The 25,101-nt window shown below is 68.0% G+C and carries 19 protein-coding genes; 5 read left to right on the top strand and 14 right to left on the bottom strand.

The genetic code is table 11. From position 1 onward, the window contains the following. Nucleotides 1–109 precede the first annotated feature (109 nt). Entirely contained in the window at nucleotides 110–1,492 is a 1,383-nt protein-coding gene (gene purB / locus ML01_RS04920; protein ID WP_173865155.1) for an adenylosuccinate lyase, read from the bottom strand. An 89-nt stretch (nucleotides 1,493–1,581) separates the two neighbouring features. Next, nucleotides 1,582–1,782, bottom strand: coding sequence for a hypothetical protein (locus ML01_RS04925; RefSeq protein ID WP_058554281.1), 201 nt, complete (start codon nucleotides 1,780–1,782; stop codon nucleotides 1,582–1,584). Between the two features lie 348 nt (nucleotides 1,783–2,130). Here ML01_RS04925 and ML01_RS04930 point away from each other — a divergent pair, with 348 nt between their 5' ends. Next, nucleotides 2,131–2,517 (top strand): hypothetical protein, encoded by a 387-nt coding sequence (locus ML01_RS04930; RefSeq protein ID WP_058554282.1) that lies wholly within the window; start codon nucleotides 2,131–2,133, stop codon nucleotides 2,515–2,517. A gap of 121 nt (nucleotides 2,518–2,638) precedes the next feature. On the opposite strand, the gene ML01_RS04935 is transcribed toward ML01_RS04930, so the two are convergent. The 8 genes from ML01_RS04935 to ML01_RS04970 all read right to left on the bottom strand — a co-directional run bounded on the left by ML01_RS04935 (nucleotide 2,639) and on the right by ML01_RS04970 (nucleotide 14,444). Continuing rightward, nucleotides 2,639–3,640, bottom strand: a complete 1,002-nt coding sequence (locus tag ML01_RS04935; RefSeq protein WP_058554283.1) for a hypothetical protein — start codon at nucleotides 3,638–3,640, stop codon at nucleotides 2,639–2,641. A 5-nt stretch (nucleotides 3,641–3,645) separates the two neighbouring features. Next, a complete protein-coding gene (locus ML01_RS04940; protein WP_058554284.1) occupies nucleotides 3,646–4,770 on the bottom strand; it encodes a DUF3696 domain-containing protein in 1,125 nt (374 codons plus the stop codon). Continuing rightward, a complete protein-coding gene (locus tag ML01_RS04945) occupies nucleotides 4,767–5,939 on the bottom strand; it encodes a DUF262 domain-containing protein (protein ID WP_058554285.1) in 1,173 nt (390 codons plus the stop codon). Before ML01_RS04945 ends, ML01_RS04940 begins: the two co-directional genes overlap by 4 nt. 427 nt (nucleotides 5,940–6,366) lie before the next feature. Beyond that, nucleotides 6,367–9,030, bottom strand: coding sequence for an aconitate hydratase AcnA (gene acnA, locus ML01_RS04950; RefSeq protein WP_058554286.1), 2,664 nt, complete (start codon nucleotides 9,028–9,030; stop codon nucleotides 6,367–6,369). Nucleotides 9,031–9,374: 344 nt separating this feature from the next. Continuing rightward, the gene (hflD, locus tag ML01_RS04955) at nucleotides 9,375–10,004 is read right to left on the bottom strand and encodes a high frequency lysogenization protein HflD (protein WP_058554287.1); all 630 of its coding nucleotides are present in this window, start codon (nucleotides 10,002–10,004) and stop codon (nucleotides 9,375–9,377) included. Between the two features lie 83 nt (nucleotides 10,005–10,087). After that, entirely contained in the window at nucleotides 10,088–11,233 is a 1,146-nt protein-coding gene (gene mnmA / locus ML01_RS04960) for a tRNA 2-thiouridine(34) synthase MnmA (RefSeq protein ID WP_305825868.1), read from the bottom strand. A gap of 126 nt (nucleotides 11,234–11,359) precedes the next feature. Beyond that, nucleotides 11,360–13,039, bottom strand: coding sequence for a SulP family inorganic anion transporter (locus ML01_RS04965; RefSeq protein WP_058554288.1), 1,680 nt, complete (start codon nucleotides 13,037–13,039; stop codon nucleotides 11,360–11,362). Nucleotides 13,040–13,217: 178 nt separating this feature from the next. After that, on the bottom strand, nucleotides 13,218–14,444 hold the full coding sequence (locus tag ML01_RS04970) for a lytic murein transglycosylase (RefSeq protein ID WP_058554289.1): 1,227 nt from the start codon (nucleotides 14,442–14,444) through the stop codon (nucleotides 13,218–13,220). A 123-nt stretch (nucleotides 14,445–14,567) separates the two neighbouring features. Between ML01_RS04970 and ML01_RS04975 the strand changes: the two genes are divergently transcribed. Next, entirely contained in the window at nucleotides 14,568–15,266 is a 699-nt protein-coding gene (locus tag ML01_RS04975; protein ID WP_058554290.1) for a hypothetical protein, read from the top strand. A gap of 229 nt (nucleotides 15,267–15,495) precedes the next feature. Continuing rightward, entirely contained in the window at nucleotides 15,496–17,247 is a 1,752-nt protein-coding gene (locus ML01_RS04980; RefSeq protein WP_058554291.1) for an iron ABC transporter permease, read from the top strand. A gap of 148 nt (nucleotides 17,248–17,395) precedes the next feature. Here the strand turns inward: ML01_RS04980 and ML01_RS04985 are convergent, their stop codons facing one another. Next, nucleotides 17,396–18,418, bottom strand: coding sequence for a Fe(3+) ABC transporter substrate-binding protein (locus tag ML01_RS04985; protein WP_058554292.1), 1,023 nt, complete (start codon nucleotides 18,416–18,418; stop codon nucleotides 17,396–17,398). A gap of 210 nt (nucleotides 18,419–18,628) precedes the next feature. Beyond that, a complete protein-coding gene (locus ML01_RS04990) occupies nucleotides 18,629–19,705 on the bottom strand; it encodes a cation diffusion facilitator family transporter (protein WP_058554293.1) in 1,077 nt (358 codons plus the stop codon). 431 nt (nucleotides 19,706–20,136) lie between these two features. Between ML01_RS04990 and ML01_RS04995 the strand changes: the two genes are divergently transcribed. Continuing rightward, entirely contained in the window at nucleotides 20,137–20,760 is a 624-nt protein-coding gene (locus ML01_RS04995) for a PEP-CTERM sorting domain-containing protein (RefSeq protein ID WP_058554294.1), read from the top strand. Nucleotides 20,761–21,417: 657 nt separating this feature from the next. Here ML01_RS04995 and ML01_RS05000 read toward each other — a convergent pair. Continuing rightward, nucleotides 21,418–21,774 (bottom strand): HMA2 domain-containing protein, encoded by a 357-nt coding sequence (locus ML01_RS05000; protein WP_058554295.1) that lies wholly within the window; start codon nucleotides 21,772–21,774, stop codon nucleotides 21,418–21,420. 165 nt (nucleotides 21,775–21,939) lie between these two features. On the opposite strand from ML01_RS05000, the gene ML01_RS05005 reads away from it, so the two are divergent. Further along, the gene (locus ML01_RS05005; RefSeq protein WP_058554296.1) at nucleotides 21,940–22,281 is read left to right on the top strand and encodes a cupin domain-containing protein; all 342 of its coding nucleotides are present in this window, start codon (nucleotides 21,940–21,942) and stop codon (nucleotides 22,279–22,281) included. 545 nt (nucleotides 22,282–22,826) lie between these two features. On the opposite strand, the gene ML01_RS05015 is transcribed toward ML01_RS05005, so the two are convergent. After that, the gene (locus ML01_RS05015; protein WP_156427558.1) at nucleotides 22,827–25,088 is read right to left on the bottom strand and encodes a heavy metal translocating P-type ATPase; all 2,262 of its coding nucleotides are present in this window, start codon (nucleotides 25,086–25,088) and stop codon (nucleotides 22,827–22,829) included. Nucleotides 25,089–25,101 lie beyond the last annotated feature (13 nt).

Raw genomic sequence — 25,101 nt, forward strand, 5'->3', positions numbered from 1 at the left:
GGAGACCGTCTCAGTTCCTTGTCGTTGTCGGTGTCGTCCGCTCGGATATTCGATTACGACCACGACCACGACCACGACCACGACAACGAAGGAAGCGTTGACCGAAGCGCTACACGCTGCGCGCCTGCTCCGCGGCATTGCCGATGTAGCGGGCCGGGGTCAGCGCTTTGAGCTCCGCCTTGGCATGCTCCGGGATGTCCAGGCTGTCGACGAAGGCGGCCAAGGCATCCGGGCCGATACGCCGCCCGCGCGTGAGCTCCTTCAGCTTCTCGTAGGGCTGCTCGACGCCATAGCGGCGCATGACGGTCTGGATGGGCTCGGCCAGCACCTCCCAGTTGGCGTCCAGGTCCGCGGCTAAGCGCTCCGGGTCCGCCTCCAGCTTGGCGATGCCCTTCTCGGCCGATTGCAGCGCGATCAGCGTGTGGGCGAGGGCGACGCCGAGGTTGCGCAGCACCGTGGAGTCGGTCAGATCGCGCTGCCAGCGCGACACCGGGAGCTTGGTGCCGAGATGGCCCAGGATCGCGTTGGCTAGCCCCAGGTTGCCCTCCGCGTTCTCGAAATCGATGGGGTTCACCTTGTGCGGCATGGTCGAGGAGCCGACCTCGCCGGCGACGGTGCGCTGCTTGAAGTAGCCCAGCGAGATATAGCCCCAGACATCGCGGCAGAAATCCAACAGCACGGTGTTGAACCGGGCCTGGGCATCGAACAGCTCGGCCATGGTGTCGTGCGGCTCGATCTGCGTGGTGTAGGGATTCCAAGCGAGCCCGAGCGACTCGACGAACGCCTGTGCGAAGCCCGGCCAGTCGATGTCCGGATAGGCCGCGAGATGGGCGTTGTAGTTGCCGACGGCACCGTTGATCTTGCCGAGCAGCCGGACCCCGGCGACGGCATCGCGCTGGATGCGCAGCCGGTGCACGACGTTCGCCATCTCCTTGCCCAGCGTCGTCGGGGAGGCCGGCTGGCCGTGGGTGCGCGAGAGCATCGGCTCGTCCGCATACCGATGGGCCAGCGCACGCACGCCATCGATGACCGTGCTCATCGCCGGCAGCAGAACCTCATCGCGCGCCGCCCGCAGCATCAGCCCATGGCAGAGGTTGTTGATGTCCTCGCTGGTGCAGGCGAAGTGGATGAACTCGGACACCGCCGCCAGCTCGGCGTGGTCGGCCACGCGCTCCTTCAGGAAGTATTCCACCGCCTTGACGTCGTGATTCGTCGTGCGCTCGATGGCCTTGACGCGGGCGGCGTCGTCCACCGAGAAGTCCGCGGCGATGGCATTGAGCAGGGCGTCCGCTTCGGCGGAGAAGCGCGGCACCTCCGGGATGTCCGCGCTCGCCGCGAGCGCCTGCAGCCAGCGCACCTCCACCAGCACCCGGTGCCGGATCAGCCCGTACTCGCTGACGATGGGCCGAAGCGCAGCGGTTTTTGAGCCGTAGCGGCCGTCGATGGGAGAAACGGCAGTGAGGGTGGAGAGATCCAGGTCAAACGAGGGCATGGCGCAGGCGTGAAGGTCGGTGGCGGCGGCACAAGCCGGCAATGGTACAGGGAGCCCACCAGTCCTTCACGGTTCGCGGCGCCGCCGGGTCATTTCCGGCTGCGCATGGCCTCCAGGGCTGAGCCGGCTTGCCAGATGCCGCTGTGCCGGCGGTTGAGCCGATGCAGCAGACACAAGCGATGGAACAGATCCCGGGTGTTCGCCGATGCCGCCAGCTTCTGCTTGGCCGTGGTCCGCATGGCCAGGCCGTCGAGTACCGGCGGGTTGTGTGGGACGCTGGCGAAGCTCATGGCAGCAGCTCTTCGAATGGGCTGAAAGCGCTCGCGCCGAGCGAGGCGGGTGGGGCCTCATCGGCGCGGTCGCGCGACGCCGGCATCTTCTGCGGGTAAGCGCACGGCGTCATTGTCGCAGCGCAACCGCCCCACAAAAAATAGGGAATTTGAGCGCCAAGGAGCACGCTGTGCGTCCGGCGCGGGGACTGACATGAGGTCGGGTGTTGGGCGGCGGGGGCTCGTTGGGTCCGGCTTGCCGCCGCGATCCGCCGCACGCGATGATGCGCGCGCCGGCAAGCCGCGCCGACCTTGCCGACCCCGCCTTGGCCTGTTACCGCAACTGTCCCATGCCTGGAGACGACCCCGATGCCGCCTGTGGTCGAGTCCATCGCGACCGCCGCTGCCCTGTTCGTTGGGCTGCTCATCGCCCAGCTCATCGGCCACTCGATCGGCCGACGGCAACACCGGGCGAGCGGGGGCGTGGAGAAGGTCGCCAGCGGCGTCATCGACGGCGCCGTGTTCGCGCTGCTCGGGCTGCTGCTCGCCTTCACCTTCTCCGGCGCCAGCACGCGCTACGATCTGCGCCGGGACCTGCTGGTGGACCACGTCAACGCCCTCGGCACCGCGTGGCTGCGGATCGACATGCTGCAGGCAGAGGATCAGGCCGCGCTGCGGGCGCTTTTCCCGCGCTACCTGGACGCGCTGATCAGTGAAAAACAGGGACGGACCACGTTTTCTATTGATAGAGCGTGAAAAACAGCGTGAAAAACAGGTGAAAAACAGGGACGGACCACGTTTTCTATTGATAGAGAACGTAGTCTGTCCCCATTTTCTCCGGTCCCCATTTTCTCCGCTTTCCCTTGGATCTCCTGCCTCACGTGTCGCCTGGCAGCGGCAAATGCGCGTGAAAAATGGCGACGACCAAGCGCTCGCCGGATTCCGGTACGGGCGGGTGAATGTGTACGCGGTTGATGTGCGGCGCGATCTTGACATGCCATTCGCAGTAGAGGGTTCGGCCATCGACCACCCGCTCCCGAGGAGCACTAAACCGAGACGTTCGCGCAACGCTCGCTTTCTCCGGCGCGACGTCCAGTCCGACCGCCTGAAACCGCTGCTGGATCAGCAACCGGCCCGGTTCGCCAGATTCGCGCGGGAGTTCGTCGGTGGGCTGCAACTTTGGTGGCGGTTCCGTGAAGGCCCATTTACCGACGTCATCCAACACCGCGAGAATGCGACGCAAATCCTTGCGTACCCGGGTATAGCCACCGGCAAATGCGGATAGCTCCCGCCAGATGCCAGCGACAAAGCACAGGTCTGGAAACGCGTGCGATGACAAGCGCTCCAGCGTCTGCTCACTGTCGCGCTCGACATCGATGGCTGCCCGGTAGAATGCCCGGTGTTCGGCCTCGTCCACGATCCAGTGAACCTGCGCTGAACCGGCATCAGTGGTGGTCTTGAAGACGCCGCGACGCCGGAGCCCAAGGCACGCCACCGCGCGGTCGCCGCGCACATGATGATGCGCCCAGGCCACGTCCTCGTTCTCAACGGGCAGGTCATCACCGATCGCCACCCGGGTAAACTCCATGCCATCCGGCCATGGCTCCTCGTCCAAATACCCACCCAAGGGCCGAAGCATCGCGGCAAGTTCTCGCCCCAACTCGACCGGCAAATGCAGTGGGGACTCCTCTGACCAGAGGCTCCAGACGTCCAGCGGCCCCAAGACCGATCGGGACTGAAGGTCGTCGCCAATCCACACATTCTCTCCGCGGCTGCGAGCCACATCGACCCGCTCGGACAGGTGCCCGAGCGCTTGATCGATATCGTCGGCGCTCCAACCATCGAAGGCCCACTCGCTGCCGTCGATGACGAACGACATGGCGTTCAGCGCCGCCGCCGCAGCCGCCCGAGCGCCGCGACGTCAATCTGATACTGATCGAAAAAACCGGGCGGCCAATCGGACACGCCGCCTGACGCCGTGAAGCGCAGAGGCACCGCTACCCGGGCCTGATCGGCCTCCCCGCCCTCAAAGAAGTGGACGATGGCGTTCTTATGGTCCAGAAAGCCGAGCTCGGCGATGGCTCTGCAGATGCCGTTCAGCACATGGTCCGAGTGTGTTTCGAGCACTACCTGAACCCCCTTGCCCGCGAGCCAGGCGAGAAAGACGCCGATTCGCGACTGCCCGGCGGGGTGCAGATGCGCCTCCGGGTTTTCGACGATCAACAGCCCGCCTGGTCGCGCGACCAGACCGGCCAGGATGATCGGCAGCGCGTACGAGATGCCAAAGCCCATGTTGGGGGCGCGGACCAGATCGCTGCCGGGCGGACCGAACCGCAGCGAGGCGACCAGGCCGTTGGCGTGTAGCTCCGGCTCCACCCTGATCGGGCACACGATCTCGCTGAGCCATTGTTCTAGCTCGTATTTCAGGAACGGGACCGCGTCCATGGCCGCGTTCGGATGCCGTCGATCCAGATACTCCAACGGTCGTTCGCCGAACTCGGCGAGCACCTGCGCCGAAAACTCGCCCCGCACGCCGACTTCGAGCATCGAGCCGGCGGTGGCCGCCGACTTGAGCAGGGCGCGGGGACCGAAGCGCTCGGCGCTGAGATAGGTAAAGCCGCGCGGGACTGCATCCAGCACGAATGCCTCACCAAACGGGTCTGGGCGCTCCGCCACGACAAGATAAAGGCTGTCCGGCGTCGACTCGGGCACGGCGAAACGCCACTGCGCAACAGTGGGGTCATCGGCGGTCATCATGCGGATGCTGATGTTGCCGACCGATGCCCGGTTGTGGACGTCTTCCGCCGTGCCAAGCTCCAGACCGAACGGCCCGCCATTCAGGCTGACCGTTTTCGCCTGGCTCGTCATCGCCTCGCGACACAGCAGCAGCGCCTGGAGCATCGAGCTCTTGCCAGCGCCGTTCAGCCCGCAGAGCACCACCAACGATGCCAACTCGAAGCAGCTAGCCGTGAAGCGCTTGAACCCTGCTATCTCAATGCGTGCGATCATCGCACTATCTCGGCGACGAGCCGCCGATTCGTGCTGAGACGACGATCGACCGCGACCGGGTCGCCGGTGGCGACGGTTACCGCCTTCAAGTAGTCGGGGTCATCGAAGGCTTCCAGAAACGCGTCCTTTATGTCGTCGGCATGCGGCTCCAAGACCTCAAAAGAATGGGTCGAAAGGGCGATACTCTGAGCCTCGAAGATGGCGCGATTCATCGGTCCGCGGCGCCCGGTCTCCGGGTGGACGCGGCGAAACGCCTCCTCACCAAGGATCGCGTGCGCATTGAGCATGGCCCGATCGAACGCGGTTGCAAGATCATCGAGGTCATCGTCCGTCAATGGGTCGGACGCCGTGGCGGCGCCGTCGATGCGGCGCGTAAAGTCAACGAGAAATGCATCAAGGTTGGCGGACTGCCGATACGCCGCAGCGGCAACGCGAAACGCGCAGAATCGTAGCACCAACTCCCGATCCGCCATGCGTTTGCTGTCCCTGACGGGCTCGCCGCTGCCCTTTCTGAAAAAGTACGAGCAGGTTGCCCGGTCGAACGATGGAAGCTGCACCAACCCCTTGAGGAATTTCCGCGAGCGGGCCTTGCTCATCGCGTGCCGAATCTCTTGTGCCGACAGGGGTTCTCCGAGCGTGTTGACCCGGCTGAAGATGTCGTATTTGATGTCTTCCGGGGTTTGTGGCTCGATAACGTGGACCACGATCTGGGTCGTGCGCAACCGACGCAGCAGCGCCGGGTCGAGGTCGTTAAAGGCGTTGCCGTCGAGCTCCTTAAGATATTCGAGATCATCCACCGCGAGTCGAGGCAATCCGCCCATGAAGTCCCGGATCGTCGACAGGCGTTGCACCCCGTCAACCACCTGGAACTTACCTTCGGTGTCCTGGTTGAAATAAAAGGCAGGCAACGGGATACCGAGCAGGATCGACTCGATCAGGCGCGTCCGCTGCCTTTGCTTCCAGACGAACTCCCGTTGAAAATCGGGCGCTAGCTCGATATCCCCTTCGCCAATCTGATCGACCACTTCGCGTAACGTGAAGCTCTTGGTCGTGATACGGATCTTGCGGGGATCCCAAGGCTTTACCAGCGCCGCGTTGGGGCCGGTATCCTCCGGTTCCAGGCCGTCGCTGGCGCGTTCCGGCTCGAATGTCGGGCTGTCGGTTGACATGGGTTGCGTGGTCTTTGGTTCGAGCCATCTAGTGAAGGGCTCAAGATTGGACGATCTCCGGCTGTCAGTTCTCAGCCGCCTCGTGCCCCCTTGGCGCCTCGCTCGCTCGATGCCACCGGCAAGTGGTCTACCGATCGCGGGCAGGCGGGGGGCGACGTTGGCGTCGTCGGTATTCCGCCCGACGGTGCTGGCGTAACCCGGCAACCTGCCGCCGATGGGGAAACCGACGGCGATCGAGCGGCCGGGCCTGTCGACTCTCTGGCGATTCTGACCTGATACCCTTCGCTCACGATCGACGGGGCAACGCTGATCCAAGTGATGTCCGGCTCGACTCCTCCGCGACCGGTGGTTGAGCCACGCTATGCAAAAAGCATAGCGGGCTCGAATCCTGTCGTCGTCTCCTCTCGGTGCCGCGAAGCGCAGCCGGCTACGCCGCCAGCTTCCGCAGCACGTAATGCAGGATGCCGCCGTGCTGGTAGTACTCCACCTCGTTCGGGGTGTCGATGCGCACGCGGGCCTGGAACTGCTTGGTGCTGCCGTCCTCCGCGGTGGCGGCGACGGTGACCGCCTTGGCGCGGCCGTCGTCGAGCCCTTCGATGCTGAAGGTCTCGTAGCCGGTCAGCCCCAAGGCCTCCGCGCTGTCGCCGGGCTGGAACTGGAGCGGCAGCACGCCCATGCAGACCAGGTTGGTGCGGTGGATGCGCTCGTAGCTCTCGGCGATGACGGCACGCACGCCGAGCAGCAGCGGACCCTTCGCCGCCCAGTCGCGCGAGGAGCCGGAGCCGTACTCCTTGCCGGCGAGGACGATGGCGGGCACGCCCTCGGCCTGGTAGCGCATGGCCGCGTCGTAGATGGACATCTGCTCACCGGAGGGCTGGTGCAGCGTGACGCCGCCCTCGGTGCCCGGGGCCATCTTGTTGCGCAGGCGGATGTTGGCGAAGGTGCCGCGCATCATCACCTGATGGTTGCCGCGGCGCGAGCCGTAGGAGTTGAAGTCCGCCGGCTGCACGCCGTGCTCCACGAGATAGCGCCCGGCCGGGCTGTCCGCCTTGATGTTGCCGGCGGGAGAGATGTGGTCCGTCGTCACCGAGTCGCCGAGCAGCGCGAGACAGCGCGCGCCCGCGATGGCCGCCACCGGCGCGGGCGTCATGCTGATGCCCTGGAAGTAGGGCGGCTCCTGCACGTAGGTGCTGCTGTCGTCCCAGGCGAAGGTCTTGTCCGTGGGCGCCTGGAGGCCCTGCCAGCGGGCGTCGCCGTCATAGACGTTGGCGTAGGTCCGGGTGAAATCGTCCTGGCCGAGGAAGCTCGCCACCGTATCGGCCACCTCGCCCTGGGTGGGCCAGATGTCGCGCAGGAACACCGGGTTGCCGTCCGGGTCCGACGCCAGCGGCTCGTTGTACGGGTCGAAGCCCATGCGCCCGGCGATGGCGTAGGCCACGACCAGCGGCGGGGAGGCCAGGTAGTTCATGCGCACCTCCGCATGCACGCGGCCCTCGAAGTTGCGGTTGCCGGAGAGCACCGAGGCCACGGTGAGGTCGCCGTCTGCAATCGCCTTTGAGACCTCCGGCCGCAGCGGGCCGGAGTTGCCGATGCAGGTGGTGCAGCCGTAGCCCACGACGTGGAAGCCGAGCTGCTTTAGGGGCCCCATGAGGCCGGACTCTTCCAGGTAGCGCGTGACGACCATGGAGCCCGGGCCGAGGGAGGTCTTGACCCACGGCGGCACGCGGAGTCCGCGCTCGACGGCCTTCTTGGCGACGAGTCCGGCGCCGAGCATGACGGTGGGGTTGGACGTGTTGGTGCAGGACGTGATGGCGGCGATGACGACGGCGCCGTCGCCGATCTCGACTTCCTGGCCGTCCATGCTGGTCTTGACCGGCGGTTTGGTCTCGACGCCGCGCTCGGCGTTGACCTTCTTCAGCGCCGCCTCGAAGCCGGCCTTCACGTCGGTCAGCGCGACGCGGTCCTGCGGGCGCTTGGGGCCGGCGAGGCTCGGCACGACGGTGCCGATGTCCAGCGCCAAGGTCTCGCTGAAATCGGCCTCGAAGCTGCCGTCCGCGTCGAACATGCCCTGCGCCTTGGCATAGGCCTCCACCAGCGCGACCTGGTCCTCGGACCGACCGGTGAGGCGCAGGAAGTCCAGCGTCTCGTCGTCGATGGGGAAGAGCCCGCAGGTGGCGCCGTACTCGGGCGCCATGTTGGCGATGGTGGTGCGATCGCCCATGGGCAGCGTCTTGACCGCCGGGCCGTAGAACTCGACGAGCTTGCCGACGACGCCGTGCTTGCGGAGCATCTCGACGATGGTCAGCACCAGGTCCGTGGCCGTCGCGCCCTCCGGCAGCTTGCCGGTCAGCTTCACGCCGACCACCTTCGGGATCAGCATGGAGACGGGCTGGCCGAGCATCGATGCCTCGGCCTCGATGCCGCCGACGCCCCAGCCGAGCACGCCGACGCCGTTGATCATGGTGGTGTGGCTGTCGGTGCCCACCAGCGTGTCAGGGTAGGCCTGCAGCACGCCATCGACTGCGCGGCCGAAGACGACGCGGGCCAGGTACTCCACGTTCACCTGGTGCACGATGCCGGTGTCCGGCGGGACGACTTTGAAGTTGTCGAACGCCTGCTGGCCCCACTTCAGGAACTGATAGCGCTCCTTGTTGCGGGAGAACTCCAGCTCCGCGTTGAGGCCCAGCGCCGCGTCGGAGCCGTACTTGTCCACCTGTACCGAATGGTCGATGACCAGCTCCGCCGGCTGCAGCGGGTTGATCTTGTCCGGGTCGCCGCCCAGCGCGCGCATGGCATCGCGCATGGCGGCCAGGTCCACGACCGCCGGCACGCCGGTGAAGTCCTGCATCAGCACGCGCGCAGGGCGGTACTGGATCTCGGTGTCCGGCTCGGCCTGCGGGTTCCAGTTGCCGACGGCCTCGATGTCCGCGCGCTTCACGGTGACGCCGTCCTCGTGGCGCAGCAGGTTCTCCAGCAGGATCTTCATGCTGAAGGGGAGCCGCGCGCTGTTGGCGACGGCGTCCACGCGGAAGATCTGGTAACGCTTGCCGGCGACGTCGAGGTCGGCCTTGGACTTGAAGCTGTCGTGCATCGGTGGCTCCGGATGTGCTTTGTTGCGGTGCAGGATGCGCCGGATTCTAGCGACGCGGGCGGAACGGCGCATCCACGCCGAAGTCAATTGTTTCGATTGGGTGACTGGTGAGGATTCCGATCCCTAGCGCAGCGGCGCGTACGTCTCACGACCGTCTCGGCCGGAGCCGGGCCGGAGAGCCGACCTCCAGGTCGGCTCGGCACTCGCGATATCTGTGCACCCCGCTCTGTCGGTGTTGACCTGGAGGTCAACACTCCAGTCAACGCCCCGGTCAACGCCCCGGTCAACGCCCGTTGCGCCGGCGCGGCGCGCCCGGCGATGCCTTATTTGCAGACCGGCCGTATTCAGACGCGCTCGGTGTCGCGCAGATAGGCGCGGGCGGCGTCGAGCATCTTGCGGCGGCCGAGCAGAACCTGCCAGCGGGTGCCGCCGCACTGGCGCCACAGCAGGGCGCCGCGGATGCCGGCCAGCAGCAGCGCGCGGATGCGGTCCTGGTTGTCGGGGTTCTGCAAGTACAGCGGGTTGCCGCGGACGATGATGCGCGGCGTGAGCTTGCTGATGGTGTCTTGATAGATGCCGGCGAAGCCCGCGAGCACCTCCCGGTCGAGCAGCGGCAGGTCGCCGCGGGCCGCGCTGGCGCCCTGGATGCGCCGCGCGATCTCCTTCTGCATGGCGCCGCGGCCGGCGAGGTTGCGCTCGTGGCGCATCAGCGCGATCACGTAGCGGGTCAGCTCCATCTCGCGCGCGGGCTCGCCCGTGAGCTGCGCCACCACCTGGCGGGCACCGGTGGCGACGGCGCCGGGCTCGCCGTAGACCGACGGCACGTCCGGCGCATCGATCTCGAACAGGCTATGGATGCAGGGCTCCATCTGCGCGATGTCGACGCTGCCGCGGTTGGCGATGCGCTGCACGCAGTAGGCCGCCTGGTGCAGGCCGGCAAGGGCAATGAGGCGGTCTTGGTCGGAGTGTTCCATGGACAGGGGCTAGGAGCTGGTGACAGGGGCTAGGGGGTAGGGTACCGAGTTGGCCTGCGCGTCTTTGAACATGCGCCCAAACGTCATCGTTCTCTACCCCGTTCGACGAGCGACGCGGCGGTGATGACGGCACCGCCCAAACACTCGACGCCGTGGTAGAAGACGATCGACTGGCCGGGCGTCACGGCGCGCTGGGGCTCGGCGAAGTGCACGCGGCAAGAGCGGCTATCGTACTCGACCAGCGTGCAGCGCATAAGCGGCTGTCGATGCCGCAGCCGACCCAGGCAGTCGAACGGCAGCGCGCCGGCCGGCACCGGCGGGGCGCCGCCGATCCAGTGCAGTTGCTCGCCGCGGAGCCCGTCGGCGTAGAGCAGCGGATGGTCGGCACCCTGTACCACCACGAGCACGTTGCGTTCGGCATCTTTGGCGGCGACGAACCAGGGCGCCTCGCCCGCCTCGCGCACGCCGCCTATCCCTAAGCCCGAGCGCTGGCCGATGGTGTACCACGCGAGCCCGCGGTGCTCGCCGAGCTTGAATCCCTCCGGCGTTTCGATGGGGCCGGGGTTGTCCGGCAACCAGCGCGCCAGAAAATCCGCGAAGCGCCGCTCGCCGATGAAGCAGATGCCGGTGCTGTCCTTCTTCTCGGCATTGTCGAGCCCGAGCCGCCGCGCGATGGCGCGGACCTCCGCCTTGGTCAGGTCCGCGAGCGGAAACAGGGTGCGATCGAGCTGCGCAGCCGTTAGCCGATGCAGGAAGTAGGTCTGGTCCTTGTCCGCATCCCGCGCGAGCAGCAGCCGGGCGCCGCCGGCACCACGGGCGACGCGGGCATAGTGGCCGGTGCCGATCCAGTCCGCGCCCAAGCCCAGCGCATGCTCCAGAAAGGCGCGGAACTTGATCTCGCTGTTGCAGAGCACGTCCGGGTTCGGCGTGCGCAGCGCCCGGTACTCGGCCAGAAAGGCCTCAAACACCCGGTCCCAATACTCGGTGGCGAAGTTGACCGTGCGAAGCTCAATGCCGAGCCGGTCCGCCACCGCCCGGGCGTCCGCGAGGTCCGCCGCCGCCGAGCAGTAGCCGGGCGCGTCGTCCTCCTCCCAATTCTTCATGAATAGCCCCGCCACCGCATAGCCCTGCTCGCGCAGCAGGTGCGCCGCGACGGCGGAATCCACGCCGCCGGACAGGCCAACGATAACGCGGGGGGCGAGGGCGTGCGGCAAGATCAGGGCGGTCAACTGGCAGCGGCGAAGCGTGTGGCCGGCAAAAGACGATGATCGGCGCCCATCCGCCCGCTTGGGCCTGCGGGCATCAAGCCCGCGACGGATGGGGCCTGACTGGCATCGGCGTGCCGGGGGTGCAGCTTACGCCGACGGCGTCTGTCCGGCGCGCTCGGCGACGGCGCGCTTGAGCGCCTTGGCGCGGGCGTCCACCCAGCGCTCGGCGGGCACGACGCGGCTCAGGCCAAGGGCCTCCAGGCGCTTGCGTGCCTGCGGTTGCAGCCCGGCAAGGTAGACCCGGCAGCCGTGGCTTGCGGCGTCGCGGACGGCGCCCTCGATGGCGAGCGAGGTGGTGACGCCCAGATGCGGCACGTCGGTGAGGTCCACCACCAGGCTGCGCGCTCCGGCGATCTCGAGCTGCAGGCGCGTGATGGCCTTGGCGGCGCCGAAGATCAGCGGGCCGCTCAGGCACAGCAAGGCGATGCCGTTGCCCGGGTCGGACAGGATCTTGCGCTCCTCCTCGGTGCCGTTTTTGCACTGCATGTCGTCATCGACGGGTTCGGACAGGCCCAGCAGCTTGACGCCCTCCGACTGCAGGTCCGCAAGCCTGCGGATGGTGAGCACGTTGGCCACGAACAGCCCGATGCCGACGGCGGTGATGAGGTCCACGAAGACGGTCATCGCGATGACGCCGTACATGATCAGCGCACCGCGCACAGACACCAGGTGTGCGCGCCGGAGGAAGCCCCAGTCGATGATGTCGATGCCGACCTTGATGGCGATGCCGGCGAGCACGGCCTTCGGGATGGGCTCCACCAGCGCGCCGGCGCCGAAGACGACAATGCCGAGGATGACGGCGCGGGTGAGTCCGGACAGCGCCGTGTGGGCGCCGGTCTGGATGTTCACCACCGTGCCCATGGTCGCGCCGGCGCCGGGCAGGCCGCCGCACAGGCCTGATGCCAGGTTGCCCAGGCCCTGGCCAATGAGCTCCTTGTCCGAGTCGTGCTGGGTCCGGGTCAGGCTGTCGGCGATGACCGACGTCAGCAGCGCATCGATGGAGCCGAGCAGCGCCAGCACGATGGCGTCGACCACCATGTGCTGCCACTGCTCCTGCGTGAACGTGGGCAGTTGGATGCTCGGCAGGCCGCCCGGCACCTCGCCGATGGCGCGGTAGGCGCCGCTGCCGAGTACGAAAATGGCAAGCAGCGTGCCCACCACCAGCGCGAGCAGTTGCGGCGGCATGAAGCGGCGCCAGCCGCGGGGCATCAGCAACAGGATCGCGAGCGCCACGCCGCCGAGGGTGGCCTCGCCCGGGTTGATCTGGGCGATGAAGTCCGGCAAGGCCCGCAGCGAGCCGAGCACGCCGCCGGGCGGCGACGCATAGCCGAGCAGGGGCGGCAACTGGATGATGATCAGAATGAAGCCGATGCCCGACATGAAGCCCGAGATGACCGTGTAGGGCATCATCGTGACGTAGCGGCCGAGCTTCAGCACACCGAACAGGACCTGAATTAGCCCGGTCATCATGACCGTGGTGAAGGCCATGGCCATGCCCTGCTCGGGGTTGGCGGCCATCATGCTCATGATGACCGCCGTGAACACGACGGTCATGGGTCCGGTGGGCTCGGAGATCAGCGTCGGCGTGCCGCCGAAGATCGCGGCGAAGAACCCGACCAGCACGGCGCCGTACAGGCCTGCCTCAGCGCCGGCGCCGGACGCGACACCGAAGGCCAGCGCCATAGGCAGCGCGATGACGGCCGCCGTGACGCCGCCGAACAGGTCGCCCTTGGCGTGGTCCAGGCTGAACTGATTGAAGATCCGCATGGTCGTTTTCCCCTCTAAGCGCCCGGTTTTCGGCAAACGGGCCGGCAGTGTCCGGACGTGGCTCCCCTAAGGGAAATCGATAAAGCAAATCAAATGGATCGATTTAAGGCTATGCGTTCGCCCATCTGTGCTGCGGTTGCCGCGACCCCGAGGTCGCCGGCACCCGGCAAGCCCGCAGTCAGCGCAGCCGCGCGAGCAGCGCGGGCGTCGGCCAGGCGTCGGCGGGCAGCCCGAGCTGCTGCTGCTCGGCGCGCACGGCGGCGCGCGTTCTCTCGCCCAAGATGCCGTCGATGGCGCCGACATCGTGGCCGCGCGCGGCGAGCGCCGCTTGCAGCTCGCGCATGGCAGCGCCGTCGAGCCCGGGCTCCGGACGCCCCGGATCGATCTTCGGCGCACCGGCGAGCCGCGTCGCAAAATACGCCGCGGTGGTGCAGTAGGTCAGGGACTGATTCCACGCAAGATACACGTCGAAATTGGGGTAGGCCAGAAAGGCCGGCCCGGTGCGGCCCATCGGCAGCAGCAGCGCGGCAGGCAGGTAATCCGCCGGCAACGCCGCGCCGTCCGCGGCGGTGACGCCAAGTGCCGCCCAGTGGGCGCGCGGGTGGCGCTGGTAGACGTCGGCCTCGGCCCAAGGCAGCTCGGCCGGTACGCGCACCGCCGCGAGCCAGGGCTCGCCGGCGCGCCAGCCCAGGTGGCTCAGGTAACGCGCCGCGGTGGCGATGACGTCGGCGGGGCTGGTCTTGAGCGCGACACGGCCATCGCCATCGCCATCGGTGCCGAACCTCAGATAGTCGGACGGCAGCAATTGCACCTGACCCAGCTCGCCGGCCCAGGCGCCTTTGAGGTCGGCGCGGCGCAGCCAACCCGAGTCCAGGAGCCGCAGCGCATCCTGAAGCTGCGGCCGGAACAGGGCCGGCCGGCGGCAGTCGTGGGCGAGGGTGGCGAGCGCGGTCAGCGTGTCGAAGTCCCCCTGCACGGCGCCGTAGTCCGTCTCCAGCCCCCAGAACGCCGCGATCACGGCGCCCGGCACGCCGGTGTCGCGCTCCGCGGCGGCGAAGCTGTCGGCGTGGGCGGTGAGCTTCTCACGGCCCACCCGCAGGCGATAGTCGTTGACCATGCGCCCGGCAAAGGTCAGCCAGTCCTGCGTGAACACCGCTTGGGCGCGGTCGTGGGCGAGGACGCTCGCATTCGGTGCCAAGCCATCCAGCGCGGCGATGCTGTCGGGCCCGATGCCGGCCGCCTGGGCTTCGCTGCGCACAGCGTCCAGCCAACTGGCGAAGTCGCCGCCGCAGTCGGCCGGGGCGCTCGTCTGGCCCGCCGCGCTGCCGGCAATCAGGAGCAGCGACAGCCTGAGGCTGCCGCCGACGCAACGGGCAAAACAACGGGGGCGCGGTGGCTTGGTCATCGGCAGTGGACCGGCGCGTTGCAGCGGGGTGGAAATGCGAGATGTTGAACCGGGCGCTATCCGACGCGCCGCCGGCGCGACGATAATGGATGCATCCCCCAAGCGCGACTAGGTTGCACCCCGATGGCCGAGCCCAGCAACAACCAGACTGCCAGCGCCGCCGCCGATCGGCTGATCGAGGCCGTGCGCGATGACCCGGCGCTGCGCGCCGAGCTGACTGACCGGCTGCGCGATGCGCTGGGGTTCGGCAGCCAGCCGGCGGCGGCCATCACCGAGGCGGGCAAGGCCCGCCGCCTCGCGGTGACGCTGCGCAAGGACATGCGCGAGCAGACCCGTCGGCACAAGCGGGCCAAATGGTACACCGGGATCGTCGGGCTGTTCGCGGTCATGATCGGTGGCGTGCTGTTCGCGATGGTCTGGATGATGATGACCGACATGGACCGCATGGAGGCCTACATGTACAACATGGGCCATGCGGCGCGGGACGCCAAGGATGCCGATCGGGACCCGCGCAAGTTCCAAGGCCCGAGCTTCATGCTGAGCATGGCGCGGGACATGCAGTCCATGAACGAGCAGATGACGGCCATGCGCGGCGACATGGGCCAGATGCGCAGCGCCATGCTCCAGATGGACAGCAGCATGACCACGATGCGCGAGGACATCGGGCGCATGAGCACCGACATGACGACGATGAACGCCAGCATGGGCCGCATGCAGTACGACGTGCTGCTGATGCGCCACGGGGTCGGCAACATGGCCAGCGACACGGGCTCCATGAGCGTGCCCTTCCGGGCGATGGACCAGTTCATCCCGTTCCGCTGACATCCGCGCATCGGGACGGCTGCCTTGTGCAGGACTTGGCGCAATTAGGCGGCCTTGATCGTTATCCCCACCAGCGCCGCGGGCTCCGTGCGTAGCGAGGGCTTCCAGCCCTGGTGGCGACGGCGTTGAGCAGAAACCGATTTCGATAGCGATCCCGATGGCGATGAGCACGGCTCGTTGGTGTGAGGCGACGCCTCCCCAGACGGTGCTTTGCTGGCACAATGCCGCTATGAAAAGAGAGTCAATCGCATCTCCTGCAAGAGACCGCCGACGCCCGCGCCTGCCGCTCGCCGCGCTGTCCGTCGTCGTCGCCGCGCTCTTCTCGGTGCCGGTGCTGGGCGTGTTGTTCAATATGTTCCGCGAGGGGCAGGGGAACTGGGCGCACCTCGTGTCCACGGTGCTGCCGGACTATGTGCTGAACAGCCTGGTGCTGATGCTCGGCGCCGGGGTGGGCGTCGTCATCGGCGGCACCGGCACGGCCTGGCTCGTGGTCATGTGCCGGTTTCCGGGGCGACGGCTGTTCGAGTGGATGCTGGTGCTGCCGCTCGCCATCCCCGCCTATGTCGTCGCCTACGCCTACACGGACCTGCTGCAGCACGCGGGCCCGGTGCAGACGCTGCTGCGCGATCTGACCGGCTGGGGGCCGCGGGACTATTGGTTTCCGAACATCCGCTCCGTCGGCGGTGCCGTGGTGGTGTTCAGCGCCGTGCTCTACCCCTACGTCTATCTGCTGGCGCGGACGGCCTTTCTGCAGCAATCCATCTGCGCGCTGGAGGTGGGTCGCACGCTCGGGCGCACGCCCTGGGGCGGGTTCTGGAGCATCGCGCTGCCGCTGGCGCGCCCCGCCATCGTCACCGGCATGGCGCTGGCGCTGATGGAGACGCTGGCCGACTTCGGCACCGTCGCGCACTTCGGCGTGCCGACCTTCACCACCGGCATCTATCGCACCTGGTATTCCATGGGCGACAAGGTGGCGGCGGCGCAGCTCGCGAGCGTGCTGCTCGCCTTCGTCTTCGCGCTCCTGATGCTGGAGCAACGCAGCCGCTGGCGGGCGCGCTTTCATGAGACGTCGCGGCGCTGGCAGGTCATTGATCCGTACCGGCTGCGCGGCTGGCGGGCCTGGCTCGCCAGCGCCTTCTGCGCCGGCCCGCTCGTGATCGGCTTCATCCTGCCCGTGGCCATGCTGCTATGGATGGCGGCCACGGCCGGGCACGACTTTCTGACGCCACGCTATCTCAGGCTCACGGCCAACAGCACCATCCTTGCGGGTGCGACGGCCGTGCTGGCCGTGGTGGTCGCACTGTTTCTGGCCTACGTGGCGCGTATCGAGCGCTCGCCGATCGCGGCCGGGGCCAATCGCGTCGCGGCCTTGGGTTACGCGGTGCCGGGCTCCGTGATCGCCGTCGGCATCCTGATCCCGGTGGCGGCATTGGATAACGCCATCGATAGCTGGGTTCGGGCCAACTTCGGCTTCGGCGTCGGGCTCATCTTTACGGGCGGCATCGCGGCGCTCGTGTTCGCGTACCTGGTGCGCTTCCTGGCCGTGTCCCTCAACACCGTGCAGGCGAGCCTGGGCAAGGTCACGACGCACATGGACGATGTCGCCCGCTCGCTGGGCCACGGGCCGCTTGCGACGGCGTTGCGGGTGCACATCCCGGTGATCTCGGGCGGGTTGTTGACCGCCGGGCTCATTGTTTTCGTGGACGTGTTCAAGGAGCTGCCGGCGACGCTCATCATGCGGCCCTTCAATTTCGACACGCTCGCGATCCAGGCCTACAACCTGGCCAAGGACGAGCGTCTGACGCAGGCGGCGACGCCGTCGCTCATCATCGTTGCCTGCGGGCTGCTGCCGGTGTTCCTGCTGAGCCGGCAGATCATGGCCTCGCGCCCCGGCGGGCGGGCGCAGAAGGCGAGGGCGCCCCGCACCGATGCCGAGCCCAAGCGGCCGGCCGCGGCCGGGACGGTGCCGATCGGGACCTAGCGATGCGCCCCCGGGTACGCCGGCTTTAGCCGGCCCCCGGGAGGGCCGACTGAAGTCGGCGTACCCGGGGGCAACAAAAAGCCCCGGCCTGCGGGGCAGGCCGGGGCTTTTGTGTTGGTGACGGGCCGGCGCTGCCGGCCCGGCGGGCTCACTTATAGCCGACGCGGTCGTAGATGCGCTGTGCCTCGGCCTGGTTCTCGCCCAGCACGTTCAGGTTGATGCTGTCCGCCTTGTAGGCGCCAAGCTTGGCGACGCTGTCCGACAGCGCCGTGCCGGGCACCACCGGGTACTCGTCGTTGCCGGCCGAGAAGTACTGCTGCGCCTGCTCGCTGCTCAGGTATTCCAGGAATTTGATCGCGTTCTCGCGGTTCGGCGCGTGCTTGGTCACGCCGGCGCCGGAGATGTTCTCGTGGGTGCCGAAGCTCTCCTGATTCGGGAACACCCAGCCGATGCTGGCGATGGCCTCCTTGTCCAGACCCTCGACGTCCGTGCGCAACGCGCGGGCGAAGTAGTAGGTGTTGGCCATGGCGATGGCGCATTCCCCGGAGGCGACGGCCTTGATCTGGTCGGTATCGCCGCCGGCCGGGTCGCGGGCGCGGTTCTCCCAGACGCCGGCGGCCCACTTCTCGGCCTCCTCAGCGCCCAGGTGCTCAATGAGTGCGGCCATCAGCGAGAGCATGTAGATGTTGCTCGCGCTGCGGGTGCAGACCAGCCCCTTGAGCTTCGGGTCGGCGAGGTCCTGATAGGTCTGGATGTCCTTCGGGTCCACGCGCTCCTTGTCGTAGAAGAGGATGCGGGCGCGCTTGGAGAAGCCCCACCAGTGCCCGTCGGGGTGGTGCAGGGGGGCCGGGATGCGAGTTTCCAGCAGCTCGGACTCCACCGGCTGCAACAGGCCGGCCTCGTCGGCACGCCACAGGCGGCCCGCGTCGACGGTGATCAGGATGTCCGCGGGGCTGTTCTGGCCCTCGGCCTTGATGCGCTCGATGAGCTGGTCGCCGTCGCCCTCGATGCGGTTGATCTTGATGCCGGTCTCCTTCTCGAAGTCGGAGTACAGCCGCTCGTCCGTGTCGTAGTGGCGGGAGGAGTAGATGTTCACCTCGCCGTCCGCGTAGACGCTGCCGGCGACGAGACAGAGCAGCGTCGCCGCGCCGATGGTGGTTCTGGTCAGCATGTGGAGTCCTCGACGGTTATGGGCATCAGGCCCTTGGTTGCAAGCAGGTCTGGAAAAAGCGTGGCTTGGCGGCGAAACGGTTGGGTCGCCGCCGCTCAGCAGGCGCGAAGACTACCACCATTAAGAAGCGTTCGCATTCGAGGTTGATGCGCGACTGCATCGGATTCCCGATGGCAGGTTCTGGGAGCTCCCTTGGCCCTCGGCCCTTCTCTAGCAGGCGCTCGCCGCCGCGCTCCCCACACAATCCTCATCCCGACACTGCTGCACCTCGACGGTCAGGTGGTCGATGCCGGGCACCTGGCCGATCAGCGCCTTGTAGTGCTCCACGGGCTTCGGCGCATGGGTCACCAAGGACAGGATGCAGGCGTGGCTCGCGGCACCGATGCGCCACAGATGGAGATCGCTGACGGCGACGTCGTCCTCCGCCGCCAGCGCGTGCCGGATCTCGGCCTCCTTGGGGGCGAGGTCCTCCGCATCCAGCAGTGTCAGCGCGCTGTCGCGGGCGAGTCCCCAGGCCCAGCGGGCGATGAGCAGACCGCCGACGAGGCCCATCAACGGGTCCAGGAAGCCCCAGCCGTACAAGAGGCCCGCGCTCAACGCGACGATGGCGAGCACGGAGGTCAGCGCGTCGGCGATGACGTGGAAGTACGCGGCGCGCAGATTGAGGTCGCGGTGATCGTGCGCGTGGCCGGCCTCGTGGACATGATCGTGGTCGTGGTCGTGGTCGTGGTCGTGGTCGTGGTCGTGGTCATGATGGTCGTGGTCATGATGGTCATGGTCATGATGGCCATGTCCGTGCTCCGCGTGCCCGTGACTGTGGCCGTGATGATGGTCGGCGCCGAGCAGCCAAGCGCTCAGCACGTTCACGGCGAGGCCGAGCACGGCGATGGCGATGGCCTCGCCGTAGTGGATCGTCACCGGGTTGAAGAAGCGCTCTGTTGACGTGACGAGGAGCCAGAGTGCGCCGACGCCGAGTAGCAGGGCACTGGTGTAGCCCGCGAGCGGCGACACCTTGCCGGTGCCGAAGCTGAAGCGTGTGTCCCGTGCATGTCGCCGCGCGAAGCCGTAGGCCAGCACGCTGAGCCCGAGTGCCGCCGCGTGGCTGCCCATGTGCCAGCCGTCCGCCAGCAGTGCCATGGAGCCGGTCAGCCAGCCCGCCGTCAGCTCTACGACCATGGTCGCAAGGGTCAGATAAACGACCCAGCGCGTGCGCTGCTCGGCGCGCTGCTCGGCCGTGGTGATGAAGTCGTGGCTATGGCGCCAAGCGGCGGTGTCGTGATGGTGCATCGGATCAACTCCCAAACTGCAGCGTTGCGAGGTCAGTTTAGCGACTCGCATGCCGTGCCACGCGCTCGCCATGCTTGTCCGCGTGCGCCGTCGAGGCACCGAAAAGCCTCCGACAAGCAAGCTCTCGGTCAGTGGGCGTCTCGTTGGGTTGGTGTTAACGACCCAGGGCCGTGCGCGCATCCCGGCCCTGCCTTATGAAGCGGGTGCCACCCAGGCGCCCGGGCGGAAGCGCCCCATCACCCGTCGGTCGTCCCTGTACCCCTGCTCAGGTGACCTCGGCCCCTCGGAAGCCGTCGCTGCCCCGATTCTGTCGAACACGTGTTGGCCTCAATATCCCAGCCGACGTGCGCGAATCGGCGTGCTTGCGGGCCCAAGACACCGGCGGTGCTATCGCGCTTTCTCCCGGGCCTATTCACACAAGGGTGCTCGCCATGAGGGGCTTAACGGGTTGGTTCAGCGCGGCGGCTCTGCTGGCGGCCGCATTGGTCGCCGTTCCGGCGCAGGCGGCGTTGGTCGGTCAATATGATGGCATCGATTGTGGCGTTAGCTCGTCTGGGACCATCGGCGAGTTCGGGAGTGGGGCGGATTGCGTCATTCCGGAGGATTCCGTCGAGGGGATCAAGGGTCCGACGCCGCTCATCGCGAAGTTCGAGTTTGCCTTTGATAGTTCAGACGGTCTCAGCGTCACCGTCGGCGCCACCTTTGTCGGGGTCGTCACGCGGGACCACTTCCAGTTCACGTCCACTGACGGGCTTACCGGAACATGGCGCTACGACGCGGGGCCCACCGACCCGATGCTGACAGCCTTCGCGGTGAACTACGGGACGGTATTCGATCTCTACGTTGTCGAGAACGGGCAGCAGGGCGACTGGGAGACGGCCAATGGCCTTGGCCTGCGGCAGCTTTCCTTCTACGACCGGGGCTTGTCCACGACGATGGCGGTGCCGGCGCCGACGCCACTGGTCTTGTTGGCAGCGGGTGCTGGCTTCCTGCTGCTCGCGCGCCAACGGAACCGCGGTGTCGAGGGTCAGCGGTCGCTCTGCGCCCCGGGGTAGTGAGGCGGGGGAAAGGCGGAGAGAAGCTCGGCAGCAAAGCAGTTGCCAGCCCGGAGCTGAGCCGCGCCGGAGCCGGGCCGGGCCGGGCCGGGCCGGGCCGGAGAGCCGACCTCTAGGTCGGCTCGGCAGTCGCGATATCGCATCCCGCTTTGGTCGGTGTTGACCTGGAGGTCAACACTCCAGTCATCCTCCAGTCATCCTCCAGTCATCCTCCAGTCATCCTCCAGTCAGCGCTGCGCACGGCGACGCTCCGTGCCCTGGTTGGTCTGAGGCTCTGCCTGGCTAGTCGCCGTGGCGCTCCGGCGCACACTCGGCCGCGAGTGCGCGCAGGGTCGCCCAGCGCTGCTGCCGGCGCGAGGGCGTGCGCCTGTGCGCGGCACGGACGAGCCAATGGGGCAGCCAATTGGGCACCCATTTGGGCACCCAATGGGGCAGGGCACTAGTTGACGGCGCTGGCGCCGGGGGCTCGATGCGCGTTTGCGCCGATGCACAGTCGCGGTCGGCTGAGTCCCGTTGCCAAGCGCTCGCTTGGTGTGTTTGGTCTGAGATGAAGATCATGTCCGCCGGACCGAGCCTGCAAGCCTGCGGTTGAGGGTCGCCCCACCGGCGCGCGCCACCGCCGACAGCGGCCGACAGCGGTGGGCGACGGTTGGGCGATCAGACCAGCGCGGTGACCAGCGTCCGGGCGGACTGCTCCACGGCCTTCTGCAGCACCGCGCCCACCAGCGCCTTGCCGAACGTCTCCCCGATGCGGCGCACGTGCTCGCTCTCGCGGCGCGCAGCGCTCATGCAGCCCAGCTCCTCCAGCGTCGCGAACAGCGTTGCGCGGGAGACCTTGTCCGGGTCGTACTGCACGATCAGGCTCGCCGCGCGGGGCTTGATTTCGACGGCGCGGATGCCTTCCATGGCCAGCAGGCGCTCGCGTGCTGCGTCAGCACGTGCGCCGTGGTGGCATTCAAATGCCTTCGAGCGGATGCGGATGCGGCCGGGAACATGATGGATATACTGGCTCATCGGTGCGTACCTGGAAACACGATGCGGAATAGGAACGATTCGCATTGTAAAGTTGAGGTCGCGCCGAAGGCAAGTGCTTTTTATCATTGCGCCATCCGCGGGACCGGCGGTAGCAAGCCGCGGTCCGATGCCCTAGCCCGATCCGTGCCAGGAGATTCGAGTCCCATGTGCGACAACAACCAGTGGCTGCTCTTCGACCTTTCCACGCTGCTCGCCAGAATCGAGCCCGGCAATCCGCGCTTTCAGGAGATTCTGCGGACACCCTCGCTGAGCTGCTCCATCTACCACCTGCCGGCGGGCTCCAAGGAGATGCAGAGCGCGCACGTGGAGGACGAGCTCTACTTCGTGCTCGAAGGGCGCGCGCGGCTGCGCGTCGGGGAGGAGGACCGGCCGGTGGAGAAGGGCTCGCTGATGTACGTGCAGACGGCCTGCGATCACGCCTTCTTCGACATCGAGGAGGACCTGACCGTGCTCGCGTTCTTCGGCGCGCCACTGCGGCTCGCGTAACAGTTAAGGCACGAGGTCGGCAATCCCCGCGCTGCCGCGGCCGGGCTCGCCCCGTGGGCCGCGTGGGCGGGCACCCGATAACGCGCGGGCGCAGGGCAGGGCAAGCTCGTGGGAGCATGAACCCGACCAGGCAAGGCCCCGATGTCCGCATGCGCTTGGCGGTCGCTGCCGCTGGCCCTCCTGCTCACGCTGGCGGCGAGCACCGCTGCGGCGAAGCCGACGCCGCTGATCGGCGCGCCTGGCTGCGCGGGCGCTGTCTCGACCTGCCGGGGGATGGGCGGTGCGCCCGGGGCGGCGCCGGACGATGTGTTCCGGCTCGATCCGGAACCGAGCTTTCGGCTGGCGCCGATGCGCGCTCCTCTCCTCGCGGTGGCGGATACCGCGGGGCTCGACTTCCACCTCGCATCGCTGACGGCGGACGCCTCGCCGCATCGCCGCCTGCGCGGGCCTGCCGGCGGCGCCGAGGCGGCTACCTGGTCGGACTGGCCCGGGTTCGGCGCGGTGGCGGTGCAGGCGCTGTCGCGGCGCGCTGCGGCTGTGTCAGATCAGGACGCCGCGTCGTGGTTGCTCGCGGCGGAGTCGGCGCTGTCGCCGGAGCCGCCGCTGCCCCTGGAGCTGCTGCTCGGCTTGAGCGGGCTGGTGCTGGTGGCGCTGCTGCGGGGCTTGGCCGCATCGGGTTGAGCCGGGCCCGGCGCGTGCGTGAGCAGCCGCGGCGCGTCGGGCCGGCGCTGCAAGGCGACGCCTTTCAGCGCGTTCAGCAGCACGCCGAGCGTGGTGCCGTTGTGCAGCAGTGCGCTCGCAACCGGCGAGAGCCAGCCGAACACGGCGCCGGCGAGGATGCCGGTGTTGATGGTGACGGCGGCGGTGAAGTTGGTGCGGATCAGCGCCATGGTCTTGCCGGCGAGCTCGCGGGCGTCGGCGACGGCGCCGAGCCTGTCGTCCATGAGCACGATGTCCGCCGTTGCGCGGGCGATGTCCGCCCCGCGGGGCATCGCGATGCCGACGTTTGCCACGCCGAGCGCCGGGCCGTCGTTGACGCCGTCGCCGACGAAGGCGACCTTCGCCCCGGCCGCCTGCAAGGCCTCCACGACGGCGGCCTTGGACTCGGGCGGCATCTCGGCATGCACCTCGTCGATGCCGAGCTCCCGGGCTAGGGCGTCGGCCTTCTGGCGGCGGTCACCGGTGATCATGACCAGGCGCCGGATGCCGAGGCCGCGCAGGCGCGCGAGCGTGGCGACGGCATCGGCGCGCAGCGTGTCCCGCAGCGCAATGAGGCCCACCGGGCCGCGCTCGTTGCCGACGTAGAGCAGAATCTTGCCCGCGTCCTCGAAGCGCTCAATGAGCGCGGCATGGCCGTGGAAATCGATGCCCATGTGCTCTTCGAGGAAGTGGCGGCTGCCGACGACGATGCGCCCGTCGCCGACCTCGGCGCTGAGGCCGTGGGCCACCATATAGTCCACCTCGCCGTGGGAGATGTGCGCCAGATCCCGCTCCCGGGCGGCGCCGACAACGGCGGCCGCCACCGGATGGCTCGCGTGCTCCTCGACCGAGGCCACCAGCGCCAGCAGCGCCGCCTCGGTGCAGCCGCCGTCCGCCGAGAGCACGCGCACGTCCGTAACGGCGAGGTCGCTGTGGGTCAGCGTGCCGGTCTTGTCGAAGACCAGGGTATCCGCCGCGGCGAGCTGCTCGATGGCCTCGCCGCCCTTTAGCAGCACGCCGTGCTCGGCCGCGCGGTAGATGCCGGCCTTGAAGGCGACCGGGGTGCCGAGCTTGAGCGCGCAGGCGTAGTCCACCAGAAAGACCGCTTGCAGGCGGGTCAGGTCGCGGGTCAGCGCATAGACCAGGGCGCCGGTGCCCAGCGTGACATAGACGCGCTTGTCGCCGAGCTCATCGGCGAGCTTTTGCGTGTGGGCGCTGCGGCTCAAGGACTCCTGGATGAAGCGTGCAACCCGGGCCGTGGTGGTGTCCTCGCCGACCTGCGTTGCGCTCACGCGCAGGCGCCCCTCCACGAGCACGGAGCCTGCGATGACGCGCCCCGGCGCCTCCCGGCGCACGGGGATGTCCTCGCCCGTCACCGTGGATTGGTTCACCAGCGCCACACCGTCGAGAACATGCCCGTCCACCGGTACCGTCTCGCCGGGGCCGATGACGACGGTTTCGCCGGCTTGGACCTCGTCGCCCGCGATCTGCAACAACTCGCCGTCGCGCTCCACCCAGGCCATGGCGGGGTCCGGGCGCAGCAGGCGGCGCAGCAGCCGGTCGGAGCGGCGCGCGGTGCGGTGCTCCAGGTATTCGCCCAGGTTCAGCAGCAGGTCGGTGAGGTTGGCGGTGTAGAGCTTGCCGCTGCCGGCCGCGAGGCCGACGGCGACGGCGTCGAGCACCTCCATTTTGACGCCGCGGTGCACCAGCGTGTCGGCACCCTTGGCGAGCGTCGAGCCGACGTTCACCAGGGTGAGAACCATCTGCAGCGGCCGGGTCAGAAACGGCAGCACGGCGAGGGTCAGCAGCGTTGTGACCATCGGTGCGACCTCGGCCTCGCGCACGCCGTCCGGCGCGAGCCCGGGGATGGGCTTGGGGTCGAAGTTGCGCAGGCGCGCGAGCAGTGCCGCGCGGGCGGCGGCGCCGCCCGAATAGTGCAGAATCAGGGTCTTGGCGGCCGGGTTGGCGCGCGCCTCCTGCACCGCGGCGGCGGCGTCCATCCAGGCCTCGAGCCAGGCCGCCTCGCAGAGCGGGCCGCCCATGAGGGGGATGCGCAGCCGCAGGCGGCCGGGCACCTCATGGACGATGCGAAAGTCGAGGGGTTGCATGGCACGCGCACTC

The organism is Thiohalocapsa sp. ML1, assembly GCF_001469165.1.
In the GTDB taxonomy this organism is placed as follows: Bacteria; Pseudomonadota; Gammaproteobacteria; order Chromatiales; family Chromatiaceae; genus Thiohalocapsa.